The organism is Flavobacterium frigoris, assembly GCF_900111075.1.
Taxonomy (GTDB): Bacteria; Bacteroidota; Bacteroidia; order Flavobacteriales; family Flavobacteriaceae; genus Flavobacterium; species Flavobacterium frigoris.
On record NZ_FOFZ01000001.1, the window covers coordinates 106,486 to 132,584 of the forward strand.

The 26,099-nt window shown below is 34.9% G+C and carries 23 protein-coding genes; 18 read left to right on the forward strand and 5 right to left on the reverse strand.

The genetic code is table 11. From position 1 onward, the window contains the following. Positions 1-210: 210 nt before the first annotated feature. Positions 211-1,254: an alpha/beta fold hydrolase gene (locus BMW63_RS00425; RefSeq protein ID WP_074720133.1), complete on the forward strand. Its 1,044-nt coding sequence runs from the start codon at positions 211-213 to the stop codon at positions 1,252-1,254. A 171-nt stretch (positions 1,255-1,425) separates the two neighbouring features. On the opposite strand, the gene BMW63_RS00430 is transcribed toward BMW63_RS00425, so the two are convergent. Next, a complete protein-coding gene (locus tag BMW63_RS00430; RefSeq protein ID WP_074720135.1) occupies positions 1,426-3,315 on the reverse strand; it encodes a peptidase U32 family protein in 1,890 nt (629 codons plus the stop codon). Between the two features lie 441 nt (positions 3,316-3,756). Between BMW63_RS00430 and BMW63_RS00435 the strand changes: the two genes are divergently transcribed. Next, complete coding sequence (locus BMW63_RS00435) at positions 3,757-4,530, forward strand: hypothetical protein (protein WP_074720137.1); 774 nt, start codon at positions 3,757-3,759, stop codon at positions 4,528-4,530. A gap of 374 nt (positions 4,531-4,904) precedes the next feature. Here the strand turns inward: BMW63_RS00435 and BMW63_RS00440 are convergent, their stop codons facing one another. Continuing rightward, entirely contained in the window at positions 4,905-5,261 is a 357-nt protein-coding gene (locus BMW63_RS00440) for a helix-turn-helix domain-containing protein (RefSeq protein ID WP_074720139.1), read from the reverse strand. Between the two features lie 2 nt (positions 5,262-5,263). Beyond that, positions 5,264-5,593, reverse strand: a complete 330-nt coding sequence (locus BMW63_RS00445; protein WP_074720141.1) for a type II toxin-antitoxin system HigB family toxin — start codon at positions 5,591-5,593, stop codon at positions 5,264-5,266. 411 nt (positions 5,594-6,004) lie between these two features. Between BMW63_RS00445 and BMW63_RS00450 the strand changes: the two genes are divergently transcribed. From BMW63_RS00450 to BMW63_RS00525, 16 genes are all read left to right on the forward strand, one after another. Then, positions 6,005-6,985, forward strand: a complete 981-nt coding sequence (locus BMW63_RS00450) for a phosphatidylserine decarboxylase (protein ID WP_217643717.1) — start codon at positions 6,005-6,007, stop codon at positions 6,983-6,985. Positions 6,986-7,159: 174 nt separating this feature from the next. Further along, on the forward strand, positions 7,160-7,672 hold the full coding sequence (locus BMW63_RS00455; RefSeq protein WP_074720143.1) for a hypothetical protein: 513 nt from the start codon (positions 7,160-7,162) through the stop codon (positions 7,670-7,672). A 138-nt stretch (positions 7,673-7,810) separates the two neighbouring features. Further along, complete coding sequence (locus BMW63_RS00460; protein ID WP_074720145.1) at positions 7,811-8,380, forward strand: Crp/Fnr family transcriptional regulator; 570 nt, start codon at positions 7,811-7,813, stop codon at positions 8,378-8,380. A gap of 65 nt (positions 8,381-8,445) precedes the next feature. Further along, positions 8,446-8,973, forward strand: coding sequence for a GlcG/HbpS family heme-binding protein (locus BMW63_RS00465; RefSeq protein WP_083380319.1), 528 nt, complete (start codon positions 8,446-8,448; stop codon positions 8,971-8,973). Positions 8,974-8,990: 17 nt separating this feature from the next. After that, complete coding sequence (uraH, locus tag BMW63_RS00470; RefSeq protein WP_074720147.1) at positions 8,991-9,398, forward strand: hydroxyisourate hydrolase; 408 nt, start codon at positions 8,991-8,993, stop codon at positions 9,396-9,398. Positions 9,399-9,863: 465 nt separating this feature from the next. Next, complete coding sequence (locus BMW63_RS00475) at positions 9,864-10,385, forward strand: DUF6503 family protein (protein WP_449403941.1); 522 nt, start codon at positions 9,864-9,866, stop codon at positions 10,383-10,385. A 392-nt stretch (positions 10,386-10,777) separates the two neighbouring features. After that, a complete protein-coding gene (trhO, locus tag BMW63_RS00480; RefSeq protein ID WP_074720149.1) occupies positions 10,778-12,154 on the forward strand; it encodes an oxygen-dependent tRNA uridine(34) hydroxylase TrhO in 1,377 nt (458 codons plus the stop codon). 6 nt (positions 12,155-12,160) lie between these two features. Beyond that, positions 12,161-13,402, forward strand: coding sequence for a peptidase U32 family protein (locus BMW63_RS00485; protein ID WP_074720151.1), 1,242 nt, complete (start codon positions 12,161-12,163; stop codon positions 13,400-13,402). Continuing rightward, positions 13,402-13,632 (forward strand): ferredoxin, encoded by a 231-nt coding sequence (locus BMW63_RS00490; RefSeq protein ID WP_074720153.1) that lies wholly within the window; start codon positions 13,402-13,404, stop codon positions 13,630-13,632. Before BMW63_RS00485 ends, BMW63_RS00490 begins: the two co-directional genes overlap by 1 nt. 187 nt (positions 13,633-13,819) lie before the next feature. Further along, the gene (locus BMW63_RS00495) at positions 13,820-15,094 is read left to right on the forward strand and encodes a PSP1 domain-containing protein (RefSeq protein ID WP_074720155.1); all 1,275 of its coding nucleotides are present in this window, start codon (positions 13,820-13,822) and stop codon (positions 15,092-15,094) included. Beyond that, complete coding sequence (locus BMW63_RS00500; protein WP_074720157.1) at positions 15,078-15,557, forward strand: gliding motility lipoprotein GldH; 480 nt, start codon at positions 15,078-15,080, stop codon at positions 15,555-15,557. Before BMW63_RS00495 ends, BMW63_RS00500 begins: the two co-directional genes overlap by 17 nt. An 8-nt stretch (positions 15,558-15,565) precedes the next feature. Continuing rightward, entirely contained in the window at positions 15,566-17,875 is a 2,310-nt protein-coding gene (locus BMW63_RS00505; protein WP_074720159.1) for a penicillin-binding protein 1A, read from the forward strand. Between the two features lie 107 nt (positions 17,876-17,982). Beyond that, on the forward strand, positions 17,983-18,681 hold the full coding sequence (locus tag BMW63_RS00510; protein ID WP_074720161.1) for a CoA transferase subunit A: 699 nt from the start codon (positions 17,983-17,985) through the stop codon (positions 18,679-18,681). Positions 18,682-18,755: 74 nt separating this feature from the next. Further along, positions 18,756-19,415 (forward strand): CoA transferase subunit B, encoded by a 660-nt coding sequence (locus tag BMW63_RS00515; protein WP_074720163.1) that lies wholly within the window; start codon positions 18,756-18,758, stop codon positions 19,413-19,415. A gap of 181 nt (positions 19,416-19,596) precedes the next feature. Then, the gene (locus tag BMW63_RS00520; protein ID WP_074720165.1) at positions 19,597-19,776 is read left to right on the forward strand and encodes a T9SS type A sorting domain-containing protein; all 180 of its coding nucleotides are present in this window, start codon (positions 19,597-19,599) and stop codon (positions 19,774-19,776) included. Positions 19,777-21,048: 1,272 nt separating this feature from the next. Beyond that, the gene (locus tag BMW63_RS00525) at positions 21,049-24,534 is read left to right on the forward strand and encodes a M4 family metallopeptidase (RefSeq protein ID WP_083380320.1); all 3,486 of its coding nucleotides are present in this window, start codon (positions 21,049-21,051) and stop codon (positions 24,532-24,534) included. A gap of 157 nt (positions 24,535-24,691) precedes the next feature. Here BMW63_RS00525 and BMW63_RS00535 read toward each other — a convergent pair whose 3' ends face one another. Both BMW63_RS00535 and BMW63_RS00540 read right to left on the reverse strand, forming a co-directional pair. After that, a complete protein-coding gene (locus tag BMW63_RS00535; RefSeq protein WP_074720167.1) occupies positions 24,692-25,075 on the reverse strand; it encodes a response regulator in 384 nt (127 codons plus the stop codon). Then, positions 25,072-26,091, reverse strand: coding sequence for a PAS domain S-box protein (locus BMW63_RS00540; RefSeq protein WP_074720169.1), 1,020 nt, complete (start codon positions 26,089-26,091; stop codon positions 25,072-25,074). Before BMW63_RS00540 ends, BMW63_RS00535 begins: the two co-directional genes overlap by 4 nt. Positions 26,092-26,099: the final 8 nt, after the last annotated feature.

Sequence of the window (26,099 nt, forward strand, 5' to 3'; positions counted from 1 at the left end):
GAGACGCACATCCTAAATGTTGGATATGAATATCAAAGGCTAAAGGTAGCGTTCAATCTGAGAAAGATTTAACTTAGCAGAACAACTATCCTTTTTTTAGAAAATTCGTTAAAAACACATCAACGCATTGGAAGAATTAATAGCGTTACTATAAAATAAAACAATTGTCAATAAGGAACCCATTTTAGAACCCAAGCTAATTTTAGACAAATGAGATATATAAAAATTGGATTACTCCTGTGTGTATTATTTACAATATCATGTACCGTAAATTTAAAAAAACTACAAAGAGAAGACAACGTATACAAGTTAAGTACGGAAGAGCAATTGAAGGATGTAAAACATATTGCCGCTATCGAAAACTTCTATAACAGCGGAAAAGAGGCTTACTTTACAGGAAAAGAAAATATTGAAATTTATTACAAAATATTTAAACAGACTGAAGTAGAAAGCCCCGCTATACTTATTTCTTCAGGACGAACCGAAGCAGCAATAAAGTATAAAGAGTTGATTTTTGATCTTTATAACAATGGCTACTCTGTATATATTCATGATCATAGAGGGCAAGGTTTGTCGGGTAGAATGGCTGAAGATTCAGATATGGGATATATTGACAGTTTTCAGTTTTATATTGACGACATGAAATATTTTTATGACAACATGCTTAAAAAGTCAAATCATGAAAAGAAATATTTGTTGACCCATTCTATGGGAGGCGCAATTGGCATGACTTACTTAGAACAAAACCCTAATGATTTCAATGCAGCAGCCTTTTCTTCTCCGATGTTAGGTTTTGTTACGCCAACTTGTGGAGCATCTATGATCTTGACTGGTGAAAAACCAAAATATGCTTTAGGCCAAGGTAAATATCAAGCTGATAAATTGGTGTTTAAGAATAATAAACTCACTGAATCAGAAATTAGATACGCTAGAATGAATAGTGCTTTTGCAAAAAAGCCTGAGGCAAGATTGGGCGGAGCTACCTATCAATGGGTTTCTAAATCGTGTCAACAGTTCGATTATATAAATGATAATATTAAAAACATTAAAACTCCTTTTATACTATTCTCGGCAGAAAACGAAAAAATTGTTAATCCAAAAGCACATCAAGTATTCATAGAAGAAGCACAGAAACTAGGTAAGACATGTGAAGCTTTTCTAATAGAAAATGCACAACATGAATTATTAATTGAAAAAGATGAACAAAGGATTGCAACCATTAACCAAATCTTCAAATATTTCGATAGGTATTAATTGCAAATAGGAGTTTATATGAAGGAGGGGAATCGATGATTTTTGATTTTTATGGCAAGTGTATAGAACGAATACATCTCTTAGAATCAATCCGTTAATTATTCGCTACCAAAAACCAAAAAAGCTACACCATTTCTGCTGTAGCTTTCTTTATATTTACTGCTTTTAAACTTATCTTTTCTTTACATAATCCAGTTGCTCGTCTTCGTCGATAAACTCTAACTCCGCGTCTTTTTCCCAAATCTCCATTTCACAAGGTTTGCAGTTGAATTTCAATTTGTATTCGTTTTCTCCATGTTTTAGAGTCAACGGCTCTACGACTTTTTCACCCATGGTAGCTCTCTGGAAACGGGCACATTTCCCTAGTTCGTATTTCACACAATATTTAGTGGTCATTACACGTGCTTTTCCGGGATCCCATTGCAATTCAAATGCTTTTTCAATCTCAGTTACACCATGTCTTTTATAAAAGGCTCTAGCCAACTTATTCGAAACATTAAAGGTGAAATCTAATTTCTCCGTTGGATAAGGGTGATCCGTTTTTGTAATTTGAAACTCCTCTCTATGGTATTCATTGATTCTAATGTCAATCAACTGCTCTAACACCGTTCTTCTTACTTCGTTTACTTTTGAAATAGGCAAAAACCAATTGCTAGCAAATTCCAATTCAATGTCATCAACGATAAACGGAGTATTTCCCGTTTTAGAAAGGTTTCTTTTGATATTCGGAATTACCGATTCTTCGCTTTTGGCAGCCTCTTTTTCGGTTTCCAAAGTAGCAATGCTCTCATGTCCGTCTTCGTCAATCGCACGCAATTGAAAACCTGCTGCAGTTTCAGTAAAATGAAGCGTAACGCCTATTTTTCTAACCGCACTATTTTCTTTTTCTACAATTCGGTTGAACTCCGCATCTGAATTTCGATAAATAACCGTTCCTACAGCAATGTTTTTAAACGTATTAGGCACCACAATATCATTTACAATAATATTAATTTGTACCCCATCAGCCACACCATCTTCATTGATAAAATACAAACCATCGCCATTGTTCAATAGCTCGTGATTCTCAATTACATATCCATTAGCTTTGATTTCGATGATTGCACCTATCAACTGTCCTTGTGATTTTGGGCTGTCCCAATTTCCTATTTTCTCTGTACGCTTGTTCACGAAATAATCCGTGTACCCTCTATTAAAACTTCTATCCATTTCTGGCACAAAATTATAGAACGTTCTTCCCGAAGACGCTTTTTGGAACGAATCATTATTTTCAAGAAAAGAATCTAACTTCTTTCTTAAAAACGAAGTGTTATTTTTTACATAAACGATGTCTTTCAAACGACCTTCAATTTTAAACGAACAAATTCCAGCTTCAATCAAATTAGGTATTTGATCACTCAAATCTAAATCTTTAATCGAAAGTAGATGACTTTCAGTAAGCAAGGTCGTTCCATTTCCATCCGTCAAGTTGTACGGAAGACGACAGTTTTGTGCACAAGAACCACGGTTAGCACTTCGCTCTCCACCAGCAATACTCATATAGCAATTCCCGCTAAAAGAAACACACAATGCTCCCGAAACGAAAAATTCCAGCTCAACATCTGTCTCTGCAGCAATATCTCTAATTTGGTCTAAATTCAATTCTCTAGCCAAAACCACACGTTGCATTCCGGCATCTTTCAAGAATTTCACATGCTTAGGATCGCGATTATTCGCTTGCGTACTGGCATGAATCACTATCGGCGGCAAATCCATTTCCATAATTGCCATGTCTTGCACGATAAGCGCATCCACTTTTATATCATATAATTCGTGAATCAATTTTCTACATGCTTCGAGTTCTTTATCGTACAAAATGGTATTGATAACGACAAAAACCTGAGCCTTAAACAAATGGGCATATTTCACCAATTCGGCAATATCTTCGACAGAATTCGTTGCATTCGTTCGTGCTCCAAACAATGGCGCGCCAATATACACAGCATCTGCACCAGCATTTATAGCAGCAATTCCTTGAACCAAATTTTTTGCAGGTGCAAGAATTTCAACTTTCTTTTTCATATTATTCCTTCTTAATCATTGTTGTTAGGCATCATTTGTAATGAGCATTATCGCTTTTGGTAAAACCAAAAATTCCAATTTGCTTATTGCGCACGAAGTAAAAGAGATAACGGAATTCCTCTCCCGAAATCAGGCTGCAAAATTATAAAATACTTATTAAAGAATGGCGTTCTGACTGAAATTTAAAACCAGGTTGCGGATTGGTGTTTTATTTGGAGCTATTTCCAGCTATTCGTTACAATCTTTTTTCCCGCTAAAAAGCGGATAAAAAAGGATTTCCACTTCTATCTGGGCTAGAAACGGTCTGGGTCAAAATTAGTGTTTTATACAATTATAGGTGTAGTTTGCTATGACTCGGACATGCTAATCTATTTCCTAAATAACATTTAGTACGAAAAAGATGTATATATTTGAAGTTAGATACTAGTTAGCAAACATCTTATGAACAACATACTACAATTGATATTAGCCACACTTAATGGCGTAATAATGTGGGAAGGATTTAAATTTTTCTACCCTGACATCAAGCAATACTTCAAAACTAAAAGTGATGCGAAAAAAGTTTTTTATGATAATTTAGACCCAATTTTAAAGGCCTCAAGCGAATTATATGGAAAAATTGAATCTTTGGCAAAAGAAGATTTTGCAACGTTTGTAAACTTAAAAATGTCGAATTCTGATAATCCAATTCATAACCAAAAATATATTTTATACCTTTTTGCGCAATTTTGGGCACAACTTGAATACCTCAGATTACAAAGTCAATACATCGACTTATCTAAGATAAAACAAGGTAACGAACTTTTAAGATTTATTGAAACAATTGAATCCAGAAGACATAGAATTTTAGATAGATCTATGCAAAGAATTATTGGGGAGTGCTTAATTTGTACGAAAGATCAAAAGTTCAGAATTATGACGTTAAAAGATTTTCTTGAAACGTTAGAAATTGAAAATAGTTCTTTATCGAAATGGATTGGCGAACTTGATAAAAAGTTATTAAATGTTAACTACAAAGAACAAAGACAAATAATTCTAAGATTTGGTGTTATTGTAGCTGTATTAATCGACCATTTTGACCCAAAACACAAAACTGTAAGAAGAAGAAAAATTTATAAAAACAAATTAAGTCCGAGAAGCAAAGAATTACTCAGGAAATATCTTTTTGAGCATTATCTAAAATTTGTACGGAATAAAAATCAATATTATCAATAAAAAACGAGAGTCCGCGGAACCATCACTTCGAAAAGCTACTTGCTCGTTGGACTCGCTTCGTATCGTAAGTACTAACTTTAAAATTTAAAAAAGACATTCCTTTTGTGAAACAAATATAGAACTTATTTTGAATTAAAATACATTTGCTAACAGATAAGGATTAGTTGGGATTGAAAATCCCGATCGCGCAGATATATCCCCGCTGTGCGAAGTCTCCTGACTTCGTACCCATACCAACTAACACACATTTTCCTATGATGACTGATTTACAGTAGCTGAGATTCCTCCGGAATGACAAACATGGCGGAGCTTCTTTGTGGAGTTTCGAGAGCAATTCTAAACTAACTGTAATCAATATTTAAAGGAAAAACATTTTAAGCCGAGTGCAAAAACACTTCAGCAGGAATACTGAAATAGTTTTTTAGCTTCTGAGCCATTTTTAAGGTGATTTCACGCTTTCCAGAAAGAATTGCTGAAACATGTCCTTTGCTCCCAATTATTGCTTCGAGATCTTTGGCCTTAATTCCCATTTCCTCCATTTTATACTTGATCACTTCTAAAGCGTCAAGTTCTGGTAAGTCATAATGTTTATCATCATAATCTTTAACTAAAACTAAAAGCAAATCGAGCTCATCACCTTCTGTGGTGTTTTCTTTTGCGTGAAATATTTCCATCAATCGCATTGAAGCTTTATTGTAATCTTCTTCTGTTTTTAATACTTTCCAATTCATAGCTATTTTTTTTTGAAGTTCAAAATTGCTGTGTCAAAAGCAACAGTTTCCACATTAATTTTATCATACTCTTTGTGACTTCCAAACCAAATCACGTAACAAGCTGCTTGCGAAAAATTTATTGAAACCACTAACCGAAAATCATTTCCCTTTATATTAAAAACAACTCTATCATTACTTATAATACTTGCATTTCCGTACACTCTTTTAAGTTCATTGAAATTCTTGAAATCTAATTTTGTAAATTCATTATACCAAATCAACAATTGCATTTTAGCAACTGGATATCTTTCGATGTAATACAAAATTGTTTTCTTTACAAGAATTTTCATTTGACAAAGATATACTAAAGTTTTCATTTTGCAAACTGTTGTTTTTCATTTAAAGTTAGAAAAAAGAGCTACTTGCATCAATATAAAGGCCTTATTAAGCTTTTAAAGCTACCATACCAATTGACAACCTCATAAATTACTATCACACAATTTCCTATGATGACTGATTTATAGTAGTTGAGATTCCTACGGAATGACAAACATGGTGGAGTTTGGGTGTGAATTTTTGCGAATTGATTTCGTTTTCCCTTAAACACTTTGCCACAAAATAATACTTTTAAAAAGTATATATCTATATTTAGGCCCCAGTATAGTATTGGATCAACTTTACGAACGCGGAAAAAAAAGAACGAAACAATGACAATGAAATTTTTGCTGCATAGCGTAAAGAAATAAAAAGGGAATACAAACATGAAAATTACAAAAACTAAAAAAAACTGGGGCATCATTTTGTTGTTGCTAGCCATCATTGCAATAATGGCTTTTTATCCATTGCCGCCGCAAGCTCCAATACACTATTACGATAGGGAAAGTGGGGAGTTAAAAACAGAAAAAGTGGCTGCCGAAAAGTGGTTAGTTTGGCTCTATAATAATCCTGTGGGCGAAGCAACATTATGGACTCTAGTGAAAAGAAAATTCGTTTCGTCTATTTATGGTACTATGATGGATCGCCCTTCATCGACTAAGAAAATACAACCCTTTATTGAAGAGTTTGATATCGATAGGAGCGTCTTCGAAAAACAGGAGTTCCACTCTTTCAACGATTTCTTTACCCGCAAACTAAAGAATAATGCCAGACTGGTGGATACTACCGCAACTAATACAGTATCGCCGGCCGATGGAAAAATATTGGCCTATGCCGATATTAGCAACAGCGATTTTATCGTCAAAGGCTATCGCTTTGATATAGGTTCGTTTTTAAATAATGACGAACTTGCTAAAAAATACATTGATGGTACTTTGGTGATCATCCGCCTTGCCCCTGCCGATTACCACCGTTTCCATTTCCCCCTTAGCGGAAGTGTATCATCCAACACCCAGATTGACGGCGATTATTATTCAGTTAACCCACTTGCTTTGCGCAAAAGGACTGAAATATTCTGCCTTAACAAAAGGGAATATACGACCGTTACAAACCCTGTGTTTGGAGAAGTTATCATGGCCGAAGTAGGCGCTACTATGGTGGGGAGTATGGTACAAACCTATTCTGGAGATTTTGTAAAAAAAGGTGACGAGAAAGGATATTTCAAATTTGGGGGATCCACGGTGGTGCTGTTATTCGAAAAAAATAAAATTAGCATTGATGCCGATTTATTAAGTAATACTTTAAAAGGTTATGAAACTTCTGTCAAAGAAGGGGAAAGAATTGGCGTTTCGATGATTACACCATAATGTCTCGTCCTAAAATAGATTTATATACCAGTTAAATACTTAGCAATCTGTGCGAGCACAGAATAAAAATCTGCGCTATCTTTGTAGTTATAAATTAGCAAGGGACTTTTATCGTGACGATTCAAATTTGGATTCATAGTAGCAACGCTGCTTTCGAAAATTAAAAAAAACAGCATGAACAAATACTTACGACAATTAATTACAATAGAATTTGACGACATAAAAGAAATTTTTAGTGGTTTTCTTATTGATTGGACTGAAGATTGGATCTTAATCAAAAACAATCCTGTCGATTTTATAATTGATGGTTATACGATATTGAGAAACAAAAATGTAAAGGCAATTATCCAAGACAAGGATCATGAATTTACCGAAAGAGTAATTAAACTTAAAGGATTAAAAACAAGTGCTGCCGAAATAATTCCACTTACAGATATAGCTGCAATTATCTATTTCTTGGCAAGTAAATATGAAATTTTCCAAATTGCAACAAAGTCGGATAAAGCCGTTTATCTAGGCAAACTGATAGAAATGGACGAGGAAGAAGTCGTAATAGACTTTTTGGGATCTGAAGGCGAATTTGAAGGTGAAATGAGTTTTAAGCCAAGCAAAATAAGAGTGATAGAATTTGATACGGATTATATCAATTCTTTGAAACTAATTGTTGACGAGGAAAAGAAAAAGTAAAGCTCTTGACTTTAGGGCATTGACAACTTCAGAAGGGAATAATGGTTAAGCTAAAAGTATTATAAAACGGTGACTAGATTCGTTTTTCATTGTAAAATGCGATATTTTTACTAAATAAAAAGCAGCCTAAAAGGAATCATGTATCAGACTCTTGAAAAATTTTTAAAAGGTAAAACTAATATTGACCAAGAAACACTCACTAAAATTTGCTCGTTTTTTAAGTTGATAAAAACAAAGCGAAACGAACTACTTTTGAATTACGATCAAGTATCGAATCATTATTATTTTATAAATAAAGGCTGTATCCGTTTGTTTACCACTTCTAAAGAAGGCGTAGAAAATTCTCGATATTTTGCTTTCGAAGGGAATTTTGCCACTGCTTTACCCAGCTTTATTGATCAGCAACCTGCCGAAGAATACTTGCAAACTATTGAGAAATCAGAATTACTATGTATATCTAGAAAAGACTTTTATTATTTAGTAGACACCGAACCTCTTTTTGCTAAAATTTATACAGAAATATTAGAACTTGGTTTTATAATGGCTCAAAAGAGAATTTATGGATTTCAAGGTTTTGACGCCTTGGATAAAGTTAAATGGATTATTAAATACCAACCGCAATTACTTCTAAAAGTGTCTAATAAGATGGTAGCTTCTTATTTAGGAATGTCGCCTTCTACCTTAAGCAGAATAAAATCCAAACTCTAAAAACGTTGACTTAGGGCAACTTTTTTGCGTTTTATAGCCAGTAACTTTGCAGAAATAAATTGCAAATGAAAACTATATTCTTATTTCTAACACTGATTCCAATGCTATCCATTGGACAAAATAAAATTGAGCCTACAAAAACGATACTTTCCACTAGTAGCTATGTCAAATCGGTCGACAATTTGACTTTAGTGGCGGCGTTTGAACTATCGAAACGTGTAACGGAATCAGCAGCGAAACTAAATACAAAAGTTTCAATGGCCATACTTGATGCTTCAGGAATACCTATTTTAATTCTACGTGCTGATAATGTGGGTCCTCACAACACAGAAGCTGCGCGAAGAAAAGCCTATACGGCATTATCAACAAAAACAGCCACATTGCAACTATTAAGAAACACCGAAATAAATCCCGACTCAAAAAATCTAAACACACTTCCCGAATTATTACTGTTAAGCGGCGGCACACCAATTTGGTATAAAGGAAATATTATTGGAAGCATTGGCGTAGCTGGTGGAGGAAGCGCTGAAAATGATGATCTGATAGCTAAGTCTGCAGAAATTAAGGAAATAGGTATTACAACTACAAAATAATTTAAAACTCAAAAAAAATGAAAAAGTTACTCTTAACACTCACCTTAGCATTGTTTACAACACTATTATTTGCACAAAAAAACACTTATCAGCTTTCTAGTCATATTTTAGATGTATCACAAGGGATGCCTGCTAGTGGCGTTTCTATAAAATTAGAAAAGTATAATGAAGAATCGAAAACATGGTCTTTTGTTGATGAAAAAATTACTGACGCAAACGGAAGAATAAATGATTTTCTAAATTCTGAAAAATCTAATTTAGGAATTTATAGGCTTACTTACTTTACAAGTGATTACTTTAAAAAGAATAACACAGAGAGTTTCTATCCATTCATCGAAGTCGTTTTCCAAATAAAAGATCAGAACCATTATCACGTTCCCATTACACTTTCTGCTTTTGGATATTCAACCTATAGAGGTAATTAATTTAATGCGATAGTTAAAAAGAACTACACCTTCTTCTGGCTTTTTTAATTTTAATTTATTGACTAAGAGGGTTTTAAGTCCCGAAACTATCGGGACTTAAAACCCTCTTTTTTGTTAATCTCAAATACGAGAAAACATCTCTAGCGTTAGATAGCCATTCGATTCTGAGATATTATAAATAACTCAAAAACAAATTCAATATAACCACAGCTAAACAAGCATCTCAAAAGCAGAAAGGAAAAATGGTTAAGTTAAAATTTATATAAAACCGCTACTATTTTCTATGTTCGCTATAAAATGTAATAATTTTAAAAAATGAAAAAAAATCTACTACTACTTTGTGTTACTGCAGCGCTTTTATTGTCTTGTAATAATAAAAAAAACAGCACTGAAGTAACAGATAAAAACGACACCATTGCAATTGAAAAGCCACTCACAAAAGCAGATTCTATAGTCAATCGCGCCATCGAAGCCCACGGTGGAAAATTATATAATGATGCCGATTATTCTTTTGAATTTAGAGGTAAAAAATACCGTTTTCAGAATGATGGAGGTGCTTACACCTACTCCACTGAAATTCAAAAAGGAGATTCGCTCATTAAAGATGTCATGACTGCTGATAAATTTAAAAGAAGCATTAACAACAGCTTGCAATCTTTGAGTAAAAAAGATGTTGACAAATATTCTGAGGCTATAAATTCAGTTATTTATTTTGCTACGCTGCCACACAAATTGCAAGATGCTTCAGTACACAAAACATTCGTTGAAGAAACGACCATTAAAGGAAAGAATTATGATGTAATAAAAGTAACTTTTGGTCAAGAAGGTGGCGGAAAAGATTTTGATGATGAATACCATTATTGGATAAATAAAGACACACATAAAATTGATTATTTGGCCTACAGCTATCTAGTTAATGACGGCGGTGTTCGATTTAGATCGGCTTTTAATACAAGAGTAGTTGATGGCGTTACTTTTCAGGATTAATTCAATTATGAAGCGCCTGTTAAAACCGCTTTAAAAGATTTACCTCAATTATTTGAACAAGGAAAACTAAAAGAAGTTTCCCAAATACTTACTGAAAATGTGGTGAATAACCGCAACTAAGTAACTTGATTAGAAAACAAAAAATAGCTCAGAAGTTTATTCTGGGCTTTTTGCATTTTAGGAACATCTTATAATGAAATCAAAATTTTGGTTGCCCCAAACCTGCCCTAGCCCAGATGGAAACGGCATCCTTTTATGCCAGGGTTTGGCATGAAAGATACAGTGGACAGCTGGAATAGCTCCTAAAAACTTAGACCCTCAGAAACTTTGTCACTCTGTCACTTTTCCTTACTTTTGCAAAAATAATTTTTCACCCTTAAACCGTTTATAGCATGCAACTGTATAACACTTTAAGCGCAGAAGAAAGAGCCATCATGATTGATGATGCCGGAAAACAAAGACTTACTTTGTCTTTCTATGCTTATGCGCAAATTCAAGATCCAACACAATTTCGTAACGATTTATTCCGCGCTTGGGATCCACTAGTGGTTCTTGGTCGTATTTATGTGGCCAAAGAAGGAATAAATGCCCAGTTATCGCTTCCTGCAGATAATTTCTACGCTTTTAAAGATACTATTGAAGCCTATGATTTTATGCAAGGTATGCGACTGAATATTGCGGTGGAACATGACGATCACTCTTTCTTGAAATTAACGGTAAAAGTACGTGACAAGATTGTTGCTGATGGTTTGAATGACGAAACTTTTGATGTGACAAACATAGGAGTGCATTTGAAAGCCAAAGAATTCAATACTATTTTAGACGATCCAAATACTATTGTGGTTGATTTTAGGAATCATTACGAAAGTGAAATTGGTTATTTTAAAGGTGCCATTACACCTGATGTAGATACTTTTCGCGAATCATTGCCGATTATAAACGAGCAATTACAAGATTTTAAAGAAGACAAAAACTTGGTTATGTATTGCACCGGAGGAATTCGTTGTGAGAAAGCTTCGGCTTATTTTAAACACCAAGGTTTTAAAAATGTATATCAGTTAGAAGGTGGAATTATAAATTACGCCAAACAGATAAAAGAAGAAAACTTAGAAAGTAAATTCATTGGTAAAAACTTTGTATTTGATCACCGCTTAGGCGAAAGAATTACCGATGATATTGTATCCCAATGCCACCAATGTGGAAAACCATGTGATGTGCATACAAACTGTATTAATGAAGGTTGTCATTTACTTTTTATCCAATGCGAAGAATGTGCACAAGCCATGCAAGGTTGTTGTTCACAAGACTGTATTGACGTGATTCATTTGCCAGAAGAAGAGCAAAAAGCGATTCGTCGTGGTATCAAGAACGGAAATAAAATATTCAAAAAAGGGAAGTCGGATGTGTTGACTTTTAAAAATAGAGAAGCAAATCTTGATCCTTTGGCGGCAGTTCCCAATCTTGCTGATTTAACAAAATCAAAAGCACTTGCTAAAAAAGCACCGAAGATTAAAAAGCAATACATAGGGAAAGGAACTCATTTTTATCCAAAACCAAGTATTGGTCAATTTTCTATCGAAGAAAACGAAATCAATGTTGGTGATACTATTTTGATAAAAGGAATGACCACTGGTGAACAACAATTGGTCATTACCGAAATGCAAGTGAATGATATAAAAGCTGACAAAGCAGTTGCGGGAGACATTTGCACGTTTCAATTGCCGTTTAGAATTCGGTTATCAGATAAATTATATAAGGTTTTAGACTAATTTATCATGACATCAACTAATAAAATTGAACTTATGGCTCCCGCAGGGAACTTTGAGTCACTTCAAGCTGGAATCGATAATGGTGCAGATTCTGTTTACTTTGGCGTAGAACAATTGAATATGCGAGCCAGAGCCACGGTAAATTTCACTATGGACGATTTAACTGAAATCGCAAAACGCTGTGAAGCTAAAAATGTTCGTAGCTATCTTACGCTGAACACGATAATTTACGATCACGATTTATCGGTGGTAAAAACATTATTAAACAAAGCCAAAGAAGCAAATATCACTGCGGTAATCGCATCAGATCAAGCCGTAATTGCTATGGCTAGAGGCATTGGGATGGAAGTCCATATTTCTACCCAACTGAATGTGACCAATATCGAAACCATAAAATTCTACAGTCTTTTTGCTGACACGATGGTTTTGAGTCGGGAACTAAGTTTGCGTCAAGTGAATAGCATCACCGAGCAAATTAAAAAAGAAGCTATAAAAGGGCCAAGTGGTAATTTAGTAGAAATAGAAATTTTCGGTCACGGTGCTTTGTGCATGGCGGTTTCGGGAAAATGTTATTTGAGTTTGCATTCGAATAATTCTTCGGCAAATCGTGGTGCCTGCAAACAAAATTGTCGCAAAAAATACACGGTTATTGATCAAGAAACTGGCTTCGAAATCGAACTCGATAACGAATATCTGATGTCGCCGAAAGATCTATGTACGCTGGATTTTCTGGATCAGGTAATCGACTCTGGGATTCAAGTTTTGAAAATAGAAGGCCGAGGTCGTGCGCCAGAGTATGTAGCAACTGTAATAAAAACCTACCGCGACGCGATTGACAGTTATTACGAAGGCAGCTTTTCTAAAGAAAAAGTTGAAGCTTGGATGGAAGCATTAAACACCGTTTACAATCGTGGATTTTGGTCGGGTTATTATCTCGGACAAGAATTGGGAGAATGGAGTAATGTTTCTGGCTCGATGGCAACACAGAAGAAAGTGTATGTTGGAAAAGGAACACATTATTTCTCGAAAGCCACCGTTGGACAATTCAAAATCGAAGCTTACGATATAAAAATAGGAGACAAAATCTTAGTCACTGGTCCAACTACCGGAGCCCAAGAAATGATAATCGAAGAAATGTATGTCAATGACGCTGTTGCTGAAAAAGCAACAAAAGGAGATGACTGTACTTTTAAGCTACCTTTTAGAATCCGAATGTCAGACAAATTATATAAAATTGTAGAAGTCTAATGGTCATTATAACACTGCAAAGAGACAAATGTATTGGCTGCAATTATTGTGTCGAGATGGCACCAGTTCAATTTCAAATGTCTAAAAAAGATGGGAAATCGGTTTTGATACATTCTCAGAATGCCAAAGGATTTTATACATTAAAGTCACACGATCACACGATTGTGGAGAATTGCGAATTAGCAGCTAAGGCCTGTCCTATAAAAATAATTTCGATAAAAGAAACTTAAACTAATCAAAAAGTCACTAAAAACTAACCCATTACGATAATTGTCGCAATGGGTATTTTTTTTAATAAAACTTTATCACTTTCATACATTTCCAATCGTTATGTCATAAAATTAAAAAATGCTATCTTTACCCATTAATCTTTTTAAGAACTTAAGTTGTGCCCGTCACAACACTATATATAAAATTATGGCATGTACAAGTTGTTCAACTTCTGATGGTGGATCACCAAAGGGTTGTAAAAATAATGGGACTTGCGGCACCGATAGCTGCAATAAATTGACTGTTTTCGATTGGCTTTCAAATATGACTTTGCCTAATGGACAAGCACCTTTTGACTGTGTTGAAGTCCGTTTTAAAAATGGGAGAAAAGAATTTTATCGCAATACTGAAAAATTGACTTTAAGTATGGGAGACATCGTTGCAACGGTAGCTTCTCCTGGGCATGATATTGGAATTGTTACTTTGACCGGAGAGTTAGTACGAATTCAAATGAAGAAAAAAGGAGCTAATCCCAATAGCAACGAGATTCCAAAAATCTATAGAAAAGCGTCACAGAAAGACATTGATATCTGGTCTGTTGCACGTGAAAGAGAAGAACCAATGAAAGTTCGGGCACGTGAATTAGCTATTTCTCAAAAACTAGAAATGAAAATTTCTGATATTGAATTTCAAGGAGATGGATCTAAAGCTACGTTTTACTATACGGCAAATGACAGAGTCGATTTTAGACTTTTAATTAAAGATTTCGCCAAAGAATTCAGCACCAGAGTGGAGATGAAACAAGTCGGTTTCCGTCAGGAAGCAGCTCGTTTAGGAGGAATAGGTTCTTGTGGAAGAGAATTGTGTTGCTCGACTTGGTTAACTGACTTTAGAAGTGTAAATACTTCGGCAGCTCGTTACCAACAGTTATCACTGAACCCACAAAAATTAGCAGGACAATGCGGTAAACTAAAATGTTGTCTAAACTATGAATTAGACACTTACATGGATGCCTTGAAAGGTTTTCCTGATTTTGAAACAAAATTAGTTACTGAAAAAGGAGACGCCATTTGTCAAAAACAAGATATTTTCAAAGGATTAATGTGGTTTGCCTACACGAATAATTTTGCAAACTGGCATGTACTTAAAATTGAAAAAGTACAGGAAATCATCGCCGAAAATAAATTAAAAAATAAAGTGTCCTCACTTGAGGATTATGCAATTGAAATCATTCAGGAAACAGAGAAAGATTTTAATAACGCAATGGGGCAAGAAAGTTTAACTCGATTTGACCAACCTAAAAAGAGAAAAAAACCAAACAAAAAACCGAAGCCAGCGGGAGATAACAAACCAGCAGGAGATAATAAGATTGTGCCAAACAATAAAAAGCCAGCAAATAACGGGTCTTCGACTTCAAACGAGAAGAAACCAGCTATAACAAGAAAACCAATAATTATTACTAAAAATGAGGCTAAGAAATAGCATTTTTTTCGTTTTGATTGCGATACTCTTTTTTTCATGCGATAAAAAAAGAGTTTTTGACGAATATCAATCTGTGGGAAGTGCCTGGCATAAAGACAGCATTATAACATTCGATTTGCCAGAATTAGATTCTACAAAACGATTTGATTTATTCATCAATTTAAGAGACAATAACAATTATCAATACAACAATCTCTTTTTGATTGTATCTGTTGAAAAACCAAACGGTTATACAAAAGTGGACACCTTAGAATACCAAATGGCAAATCCAGACGGAACATTGCTAGGTAACGGATTTACAGACATTAAAGAAAGTAAGTTATACTTTAAAGAGAATGTACAATTTAAAGGAAAATACAAAGTCCATATAAAACAGGCGGTCAGGGAGACCGGTAAAGTTCCCGGAGTGACGCTTTTAGAAGGAATTACAGAAGTGGGATTACGAATAGAAAAAAAAGACTAGGATAATTTATGGCTGCTATAAAAAACAACAATAAGGGCAATACTGCTAATAAAGATTTTAAGTATTATACTAAAACATTTTGGAAATTTTTCCTTTACGGAATGGGCGGTATCGCACTATTTTTCTTATTTGCCTCTTGGGGACTTTTTGGTTCCATGCCTTCCTTTGTAGACTTGGAAAACCCAGACTCTAATTTAGCTACGGAAGTCATTTCGGCTGATGGTGTAGTGATTGGAAAATATTACCAACAAAACCGTTCTCAGTTAAAATATTCAGATTTGCCTAAAAACCTAGTTCAAGCTTTGGTAGCAACCGAAGACGAGCGTTTTTATGAACATTCAGGTATTGACGGTAGAGGTACGCTAAGAGCGATTGCAAGTCTTGGTACTAGCGGAGGAGCGAGTACGCTGACACAACAACTAGCCAAACAATTGTTTCATGGCGAAGGATCAAAGTTTTTGCCATTTAGAATTGTACAAAAAGCTAAAGAATGGATTATTGCAATTCGATTAGAAAGACAATATACCAAAAACGAGATATTGGCAATGTATTGCAATGTCTATGATTTTGGTAATTATGCTGTAGGAGTAAGTTCAGCGGCTCAAACTTATTTTTCAAAATCTCCAAAAGATTTAACTATTGAGGAGTCTGCTATATTAGTGGGAATGTTCAAAAACTCAGGACTGTACAATCCGGTACGAAATCCCGTTGGAGTAAAAAACCGCAGAAATGTAGTGCTTGCGCAAATGGCAAAAGGAGCCATCATTACAGAAAAAGAAAAAGAAAGATTACAAAGTTTACCCATTACTCTTCATTTCAAACTCGAGAGCCACAGAGAAGGAACGGCGACTTATTTCAGAGAATATCTTCGTGATTACATGAAAAAATGGGTTGATGAAAACAAGAAACCGGACGGATCTGATTATGATATCTATAAAGATGGATTGAAAATCTATACGACTATTGATTCCAGAATGCAGTTGCATGCCGAAGAAGCGGTTACTTCCCACATGGCAAATCTTCAGCAAGAGTTTTTTATTCAGGCAAAAAATAATAAAAACGCCCCCTTTGTTGGTATCTCAGACAAGGAAACCCAGCGTATTTTAACCCAAGCCATGAAATCATCAAACCGATGGGCTGTTTTAAAATCAGCAGACATGAGTGATGAGGATATCATAAAATCATTTAGTGTAAAAGCAAAGATGACCGTATTTACCTGGAAAGGAGAAAAAGATACAATTATGACTCCTATTGATTCCATTCGTTATTACAAACATTTTCTACAATCAGGACTAATGGCTATGGAGCCTCAAACGGGTAACATAAAGGCTTGGGTAGGCGGAATTAACTATAAATATTTTCAATATGATCACGTAGGCCAAGGAGCGAGACAGGTAGGTTCTACCTTTAAACCTTTTGTTTATGCTACGGCTATTGAACAATTAAATATGTCTCCGTGTGATTCAATTATTGATGCGCCTTTTACGATGCCAGTAGGACGTCACCACGCAACAGAAGCTTGGAGTCCAAGAAATTCAGACAACAGATACAGAGGAATGGTTACCTTGAAAAAAGCGCTAGCCAATTCAATCAACACGATATCTGCAAAATTAATGGACAAAGTAGGTCCTGAAGCAGTAATTAAGTTAACTCATAAATTAGGAATAAAATCCGAAATTCCAGTTCAAGCCTCAATTGCCCTAGGAGCAGTAGACATTACGGTAGAAGATATGGTAGCTGCATACAGTACTTTTGCTAATCAAGGAGTGTATACCAAACCCCAATTCTTAAGCCGAATTGAAGATAAAAGTGGCGTAATTATCTATGAACCCATTCCTGAATCGCACGATGTTTTAAATAAAGATATCGCATTTGCGGTCATCAAATTACTCGAGGGAGTTACTGAAGGAGGTTCTGGATCAAGACTAAGAACCACAGGCGGAGGATCTGGTGACAATAGATGGACAGGATACCCATATCAGTTTACTAACCCAATTGCAGGGAAAACAGGTACTACACAAAATCAATCAGATGGTTGGTTCATGGGAATGGTTCCCAATTTAGTAACAGGTGTTTGGGTAGGTTGTGAAGATCGTTCGGCAAGATTTAAAACAATAACATATGGACAAGGAGCAACCGCTGCATTGCCGGTATGGGGTTATTTTATGAAACTTTGTTATGCTGACCCAGAATTAAAAATATCTAAAAATGAATTTGAAAGACCAGCCAATCTTTCTATAAAAGTAGACTGTTATACTGCACCAGTAGTAAAAGACACTACCAATACGCTACAAAATACAGATGAATTTGAATTCTAAATAAAACAAGAATTAAGTAGATTTCCAAATTTTAGATTCCAGCAGCGGGTACTTTTCACGATTAAGAGTGTTTCAAAATACAGCTGTTTGGACTTAAAAAATAGACTATGATAAATAAAAAAGTAGATAACGTTCAAGTTGCTCTTGAAGGAGTTGAAAACGGAATGACGATCATGTTAGGCGGTTTCGGTCTCTGTGGAATCCCCGAAAATTCTATCGCAGAATTGGTAAAAAAAGAAACTACCGGTCTAACTTGTATTTCTAATAATGCTGGCGTTGACGATTTTGGTCTTGGCTTATTATTACAAAAAAGACAAATCAAGAAAATGATTTCTTCGTATGTTGGAGAAAACGCTGAATTTGAACGCCAAATGCTTTCTGGAGAACTGGATGTGGAATTGATTCCACAAGGTACTCTTGCAGAACGTTGTCGCGCAGCCCAAGCTGGTATTCCCGCATTTTTTACTCCCGCAGGATACGGAACAGAAGTTGCAGAAGGCAAAGAAGCAAGAGAATTCAACGGAAAAATGCATGTAATGGAGTTGGCTTTCAAGGCTGATTTTGCTATTGTGAAAGCGTGGAAAGGAGATACAGCAGGAAATCTAATTTTTAAAGGAACTGCGAGAAACTTCAATCCTTGCATGTCTGGAGCAGCTAAAATAACCGTTGCGGAAGTAGAAGAATTAGTGGAAGCTGGAACGCTTGATCCTAATCAAATTCATATCCCCGGAATATTCATACAACGTATTTTTCAAGGCGAGAAATACGAAAAGAGAATCGAGCAACGTACAGTAAGAATTAGATAATCAGAAAATCAGTTAATTAGATAGTGCAAACCAATTATCTAATTTCCTAATTCTCTAATTGACACATAAATATTATGGCACTAGACAAAATAGGTATTGCAAAACGTATCGCACAAGAGCTTAAAGACCGCTATTTCGTGAATTTAGGGATTGGTATACCAACATTGGTAGCCAATTATATCCCAACAGGAATTGACGTTGAATTTCAAAGTGAAAACGGCGTTTTAGGCATGGGTCCCTTCCCTTTTGAAGGAGAAGAAGATGCAGATATTATCAATGCAGGAAAACAAACAATAACGACGTTACCGGGAGCCTCCTTTTTTGATTCAGCGCTAAGTTTCGGAATGATTCGTGGGCAACATGTTGATTTAACTATTCTGGGTGCTATGGAAGTTTCTGAAAACGGAGATATTGCTAACTGGAAAATTCCAGGAAAAATGGTAAAAGGAATGGGAGGAGCAATGGATTTAGTAGCTTCTGCCGAAAATATTATCGTTGCCATGATGCACGTCAACAAAGCGGGGCAATCTAAGATCCTCAAAAAATGTAGTTTACCATTGACTGGCGTTGCTTGTGTAAAAAAAGTAGTGACTGAATTGGCTGTATTAGAAGTAACATCTAAAGGCTTTAAATTATTAGAACGTGCACCAGGAGTTACCGTTGAACATATTATTGCTTCCACTGAAGCAGCATTAATTATTGAAGGTGAAATTCCAGAAATGCTTATTGACTAAAACCCATCTCCTTACTATCAATAGTCTATTCTTTACGAAAAAAAGGAACACTTGATTACAACTCATTAAATCGGAACACAATTAATTTTCTGTTCCGATTTATTTTTTTACTACTAGTAGCATTCCTTATTTCTACAAACATGCTTTCTTTGAAATCAGCAACTCCTTTGACGAATACATTATGCTTTCGCAAATAATCCAAAAGCAAGAATCCTTCAAATTAAAATATTATACATACTGTAAATCTAATTTTGCGGAATCTGAAACCGGAATAAACGTTAGTCAATTAGCAGCTGGAGTTTACATCGTAGAAGTAAATGACGGTCAAAAAACAGTTGCTAAGAAATTCGTTAAAAATTAATTCTATTACCAATACTACAAAGAGGCTGTCTGAAAAGAAATTTTCGGACCGTTTTTTTTTAAACCTACTAACTTGTAATTTCACGAGACAAGTACTACTTGAGTATCCCATTGCATAACGTCTCCTATTCATCTCTAAGAACATTTTGAAATAAATTAATTTAATTCCAAAGATTCATACTTCAAGGATAGTGGATTTTGTGGTAGAAAAATGAAACATTTTAAAAAAAATTCAACAGGCATAATCAAAAAAAAATTTAGCAAACTAGTCAAGACAATCCTTGACTTAGAACTTGTTGCTATTCAAAACAGTCCAACCAATTTATAGCCGCTGCTTTTTATCAAAGTGACTTCGATTATCAATTATTTAGATAATCGGTCAATTGCGCTTTCCATTTCCTCTGCTATGTGTCAATTAAAAAAGACTCGAAAGAACCTATTTCATACTCAAAACCTCTTGTACAAGCCCGAACAGGAATTTTTAGCTTGTTCTCTCGCACTAAATATTAAAAATTCACTCTGAAAAATCTAAAACAACAACAGCTTTTTTTTCAATAGCTTTCCGCTTATCGAGCTATTGAATATCCGCCATGCGACCGAAACTTTAAAGCAATCCTCACATTTAAACCTTGAATCATAAATAAAAACAGTCCACAAACAATATTATATTCTACACAAGGCTTACTCTTTTGTAAACATCCTCCTTTCCTTTTTTCACTATTGAGCTCGATATTTCTATAAAAAAACGATTGGTTTAAATTTAACAGCTACTCTGATAAATTCAATATGCTCTTATAAGTAATTTCCAGATCAACTCACTTGTAACTATAAGATTTTAGAACCATAATCAGGTTATTTACTTCGCCGAAACTCACTATTATTCCAACCCTTTAGTACATAAGTATTCCTATTCTAATTCACTTTTATGAGGACAATACATCCTATGTCAAAACAGCATAAAATTTTGAAGGTTTGCTTTGCTTCCAATTTAAAAATTGAATTTCTTAGACAAAATACCACTTATGCATATTCGATTTAATCAAATATTCGAAAATTAATCATCTCAAATACTGCAAAAATCTCCTTTTTCCTTTAAAAATTTAAAAAATAAAACACGTCTTCATCTCGCACTACGACCGTCCTTAATTAAAATTAGATGTGAAAAAAACAAACAAAAAAGAAAAAAATTACAATATTCACAACATTTATCACATTTTATGTTAAATTTGGGAACAACAATTTTAATAATTTATTAACATTTAACCTACAAGAAATGAAAAGAAAATTACTAGGTAAAATTGCACTTGCAATTAGCGTATCACTGTTTGCTATTGACGGAAATGCCCAAGATTCTGCCAAAAATGTAAAACAGAAAGTTCTTAATCAAAATGGAGAACCCTCCATAATTACTTTTAACGAGAAATCTACTTATAAATCGACAGACTCTCAAAAAGTATTAACAGAGCAATTAGAATTAAAAGCCAATTCTAAATTTACTATTCTAAAATCTGAATCTGACAGATCAGGTTTCAATCATGAAAAATTCCAACTGTATCATCAAGGCGTAAAAGTAGAATATGCTACCTACTCTCTACATTCTAAAAATGGAAAGTTAACATCTATGAGTGGCGAATACTATGATATTAAAAATGAATCAACAACTCCAAGTATTTCAAAAGAAACTGCTTTTAAGAAAGCCGTCAATCAAATAGGTGCTTCAAAATACTTATGGGAAAATCCAGAAAATGCCTCAAAAATAGGCTATCATAAACCTGAGGGGGAATTAGTTTTTCTTCCCTCTATGATTGACCAAGGTGAAAAAACAACGAATCAAAAAGTTCGTTTAGCCTATAAATTTGACATCTATGCAACAAGTCCCGTTAGTCGCGGTGACTTATACATTGATGCAACAACTGGAGAAGCATTGTACTACAATGCAACAATTAAGCATCTTGGTGAATATAGTCATGCGAAAAGCCATACAATAAATGAGGTTGGAGCAAAAAACTCAAACACTGCAAAAACTTTATTTGTATCAGCAAACGCTGCAACAAGATATAGCGGAAATCAGCCAATCCAAACTGCTTTAAGCGGTTCTTCTTATATATTATCTGACGCTACACGTGGAAACGGTGTTCAGACGTATAATATGAAAAAAGGAACAAATTATGGTACAGCTGTGAATTTTACAGATACTGATAATAATTGGACTGCTGCTGAATTTGACAATACAGCTAAAGATAATGGTGCTTTTGATGCCCATTGGGGAGCAGAAAAAACATATGATTACTGGTCTACCGTTCACGGAAGAAACAGCTACGATAATGCAGGTGCTGCTATTAAAAGTTATGTGCATTTCGACGTCGCCTATGATAATGCTTACTGGAATGGTAGCGTTATGACTTACGGAGATGGAAGCGGGACTTATTTTGATGTTTTAACGTCAATTGATGTAGCAGGTCACGAAATTGGTCATGCCGTTTGTGAGAAAACAGCAAATTTAGCATATCAAAAAGAATCAGGAGCAATGAATGAGGCCTTTTCTGATATTTGGGGAGCTTGTATCGAATATTACGCAGCACCAGGTAAATCTACATGGTTAATTGGAGAAGACATAGAAAGAAGAGCTGGACATTTAGCTTTACGTTCTATGAGCAATCCTAAATCTGAAGGACAACCTGATACTTACGGCGGTACAAACTGGAAAACAATTAACTGTGGTACACCTACACAAACAAATGACTATTGTGGTGTACATACAAATAGTGGTGTATTAAACCATTGGTTTTATATATTAAGTATTGGAAAATCAGGAACAAATGATATTGGAAGTTCATACACAGTTACAGGAATAACAATTGATAAGGCAGCAAAGATTGCTTATCGTTTAGAAAGCGTGTATTTATCAGCAAATTCAACTTACGCAAATGCTAGAACTTACGGAATCCAAGCAGCTACTGATTTATACGGAGCTGGATCTCCTGAAGTAATCGCCACTACTAATGCATTTTATGCAGTAGGTGTTGGCGCTGCATACGTAACTGCAGACAGCATTGCTCCTTCTACTCCTACAAGTTTAACAGCTACGGGAACAACTGGCTCATCAACAAATTTATCTTGGACAGCTTCTACAGATAATGTTGCCGTAACAGGATACAATATTTATAATGGTGCGACTTTAGCAGGAACTAGTACAGGAACAACTTACACTGTCTCTGGATTGACAGCATTGACAGCCTACACTTTTACAGTTAAAGCAAAAGACGCAGCAGGAAATCTATCTACGGCGAGTAATTCTGTCAATACAACTACAACAGCAGCTTCAATCTCATATTGTACGTCTAAAGGAAACAGCGTTGCTGATGAATATATAAGCAAAGTTCAATTAGGGACAATAAACAACACAACCACAGGTGGTACAGGTTATAGCGACTATACCAGTATTACTACTAGCCTAACCAAAGCGAGTTCAAACACTATTACCATTACACCAAAATGGACGGGCACTAGTTATAACGAAGGGTATGCTGTGTGGATTGATTACAATCAAAATGGTGATTTTTCAGATGCAGGTGAATTAGTTTGGAGTAAAGCTGCTTCTAAAACTACCCCAGTTTCTGGTACTTTTACAGTTCCAAGTTCTGCAACTTCTGGAACGACACGCATGAGAGTTTCCATGAAATACAATGCCGTAGCAACACAATGTGAGGCATTTTCTTATGGTGAAGTTGAGGACTATACAGTTAACATCACAGCTGGTACAGCAGATACAACTGCACCATCTACACCATCAAGCTTAACAACTTCTGGAACGACTACAACCACTACAAGTTTATCATGGAACGCTTCTACGGATAACGTTGCAGTAACTGGATATGATGTGTATCAAGGTAGTACTTTGAAAGCAACAGTAACAAGTACTTCATACGATGTATCTGGATTAACTGCCAGTACAGCTTATACCTTCTCAGTAAAAGCAAAAGATGCTGCTGGAAATATTTCTCCAAGTAGCAACGTTGCAAACGTAACCACCTTAAGTAATACAGTATCCTATTGTGCTTCTAAAGGGAATACGGTAACTGATGAGTATATTGACTACGTTTCTATTGGAGGAATTACAAATACAACTGGAGCGAATGCAGGATATGGTGATTTCACGAGTCTTGCTGCAAACCTTCCTTACGGTTCAAACACGATCTTGTTTAGTGCTGGTTTTAGCGGTTCAGCTTATACTGAATATTGGAAAATTTGGATTGATTACAACCAAAACGGAACTTTTGAAACTTCGGAAGAGATGGTTACTGGATCTTCGTCAAGTAGCGCAAACCTAACAAGTACATTTACGGTACCTACCTCAGCTTTAGCAGGTCCAACTCGTATGAGAGTATCAATGAAATACAACGCAGTACAAACCGCATGTGAAACTTTCTCTTACGGAGAAGTGGAAGACTATACAGTTAATATTGGTGGTCCAGCGATTACAACTATTACAACTGCCAAAACTGCAATTGACTTAGGAAATGAAAATTCAATTTCAGATCTATTAATGTATCCAAACCCTACAAATAACATCCTAAATGTAAGAATGACAGATAGTAGAAAAGGAACTTACAGACTTATTAATTTCCTTGGTCAACAAGTTGACGCGGGTAAATTATCTGAAAGCGGAATAAATGTTAGTAAATTAGGAACTGGAGTTTACATTTTAGAAGTGAATGACGGTCAAAAAACTGTCGCTAAGAAATTCGTGAAAAATTAATTTCATTACCAATACTAGAAAAGCCTCACAGTGATGTGAGGCTTTTTTTGCTAATATCCCGTTATTTTTTAAAAGGTAATTATATTGTACATCCTTGAGAGATCGAATTATAAAGCACTTTTTTCAATTACTCTTTCCGCAGAATGTCTGTCACACTTTATAAATGACTCAATTTTAATTGTTGCAGTTTCTCTTTATTTAACGGTTTTTCGATAAAATCAATAATTTTAGAATAGGAAGCTGCTTTTTCTTTGTCTGCACTATCGACTGAAGAGGTCACCATCACTACCTGAATATCATAATCAAAATTATCTTGATGAATAATGTCCAATAAACCCCAACCGTCCATTACCGGCATGTTGATATCTAAAAACAATAAAATAGATTTCCTATCTTTAGAAAGACCATCAAAAAATTCCAAAAAATTAGTAGCAGAATTGAAGGTTTTTGGCGAATCAGTAAGCCCAACAGCTTGAATTATTTTACTGTGTAAAAACAGAATTATTTCATCGTCATCTACAATAACTACATCGTAACTCATTTGTCTTCTGCTTTATTTATTGTTTCTGTTTTTTTAACAATATCCCTAATAATAGCATCGAGTTCCGTTCCTGAATTAAAAAAATGAGTCAAAAGCTCTTCATACTCTAATGGAATACTACCCGACTCCTTCATAAATCCAATAATAGACATCATTTTTGCCAATGGCGCTCGCACAACATGAGAATGTGTCCAGGCAATATCTTTGAGGCTTTTATTCTGGGCTTCAATAGTGGTAATATGTTGCATTTGCTTTGTTATATCATTTGCGATAACTAATTTAACCTTTTGATTTTTAAAGTAAATGATATTGCTTTGGACCTCAACATTAATTATAGCTCCATTTTTTTTCTTATGTCTGAGGTATCTTTTTTTAAAGTTATCTCTATACTGACTAAAAGAATTCACTCCTTCGTCAAAAATAGGATAATCTTCTTCCGGCCATATCTCTTTTATAGTCATTTTTAAAAATTCCTCTTTGGTATAACCATATTTCTTTATAACGGCTTCATTAACATCTAAAAAATGAAATGTCCCTAAATCGTAAACCCACATCGGCAGTGGACTTAAGTGAAAAAGATCGCTATAACGCGTTTTTGCGTCATCGTAAGAAAAAAATATTTTCTTACGTTCTATGGAACAAATGATACTCTTATACAACATAGCGGCGGTTAGGTCTTCCTTTATCAAATAATCTGAAATACCCTGAGAAATTGATTTAATACTGAAATCAACACCTTCATTTGAAGTTAACAAAATTATAGGACAGAATAATACCTTGTCTATCATTTTATTAACCAAAGTATGTGCACTTATGCCTGGTAAAGTTTGGTCTAATAGAACAACATCAAAGAATTTATCGTCTGAAGACAAAACCTCAGCGGCTTCTTCGAAATTTTTTGCATATCTAATTTCAAAATCAAAATTTAGCTCCACTAACAACTCTTTAATCCGCGCAGCGTCAGTTAAACTGTCTTCAACAACTAAAATTGAATATATCTTCTGGTCTTTATTCATTTTGTTTG

Coding starts and splice junctions, on each gene's coding strand:
- BMW63_RS00520 (WP_074720165.1), top strand. CDS start 19,597: ATGCTTTCGCAAATAATCCAAAAGCAAGAATCCTTCAAATTAAAATAT.
- BMW63_RS00535 (WP_074720167.1), bottom strand. CDS start 25,075: ATGAGTTACGATGTAGTTATTGTAGATGACGATGAAATAATTCTGTTT.
- BMW63_RS00515 (WP_074720163.1), top strand. CDS start 18,756: ATGGCACTAGACAAAATAGGTATTGCAAAACGTATCGCACAAGAGCTT.
- BMW63_RS00500 (WP_074720157.1), top strand. CDS start 15,078: ATGAGGCTAAGAAATAGCATTTTTTTCGTTTTGATTGCGATACTCTTT.
- trhO (WP_074720149.1), top strand. CDS start 10,778: ATGCAACTGTATAACACTTTAAGCGCAGAAGAAAGAGCCATCATGATT.
- BMW63_RS00510 (WP_074720161.1), top strand. CDS start 17,983: ATGATAAATAAAAAAGTAGATAACGTTCAAGTTGCTCTTGAAGGAGTT.
- uraH (WP_074720147.1), top strand. CDS start 8,991: ATGAAAAAGTTACTCTTAACACTCACCTTAGCATTGTTTACAACACTA.
- BMW63_RS00430 (WP_074720135.1), bottom strand. CDS start 3,315: ATGAAAAAGAAAGTTGAAATTCTTGCACCTGCAAAAAATTTGGTTCAA.
- BMW63_RS00460 (WP_074720145.1), top strand. CDS start 7,811: ATGTATCAGACTCTTGAAAAATTTTTAAAAGGTAAAACTAATATTGAC.
- BMW63_RS00505 (WP_074720159.1), top strand. CDS start 15,566: ATGGCTGCTATAAAAAACAACAATAAGGGCAATACTGCTAATAAAGAT.
- BMW63_RS00450 (WP_217643717.1), top strand. CDS start 6,005: ATGAAAATTACAAAAACTAAAAAAAACTGGGGCATCATTTTGTTGTTG.
- BMW63_RS00425 (WP_074720133.1), top strand. CDS start 211: ATGAGATATATAAAAATTGGATTACTCCTGTGTGTATTATTTACAATA.
- BMW63_RS00525 (WP_083380320.1), top strand. CDS start 21,049: ATGAAAAGAAAATTACTAGGTAAAATTGCACTTGCAATTAGCGTATCA.
- BMW63_RS00435 (WP_074720137.1), top strand. CDS start 3,757: ATGAACAACATACTACAATTGATATTAGCCACACTTAATGGCGTAATA.
- BMW63_RS00440 (WP_074720139.1), bottom strand. CDS start 5,261: ATGAATTGGAAAGTATTAAAAACAGAAGAAGATTACAATAAAGCTTCA.
- BMW63_RS00485 (WP_074720151.1), top strand. CDS start 12,161: ATGACATCAACTAATAAAATTGAACTTATGGCTCCCGCAGGGAACTTT.
- BMW63_RS00540 (WP_074720169.1), bottom strand. CDS start 26,091: ATGAATAAAGACCAGAAGATATATTCAATTTTAGTTGTTGAAGACAGT.
- BMW63_RS00445 (WP_074720141.1), bottom strand. CDS start 5,593: ATGAAAATTCTTGTAAAGAAAACAATTTTGTATTACATCGAAAGATAT.
- BMW63_RS00455 (WP_074720143.1), top strand. CDS start 7,160: ATGAACAAATACTTACGACAATTAATTACAATAGAATTTGACGACATA.
- BMW63_RS00495 (WP_074720155.1), top strand. CDS start 13,820: ATGGCATGTACAAGTTGTTCAACTTCTGATGGTGGATCACCAAAGGGT.
- BMW63_RS00490 (WP_074720153.1), top strand. CDS start 13,402: ATGGTCATTATAACACTGCAAAGAGACAAATGTATTGGCTGCAATTAT.
- BMW63_RS00465 (WP_083380319.1), top strand. CDS start 8,446: ATGAAAACTATATTCTTATTTCTAACACTGATTCCAATGCTATCCATT.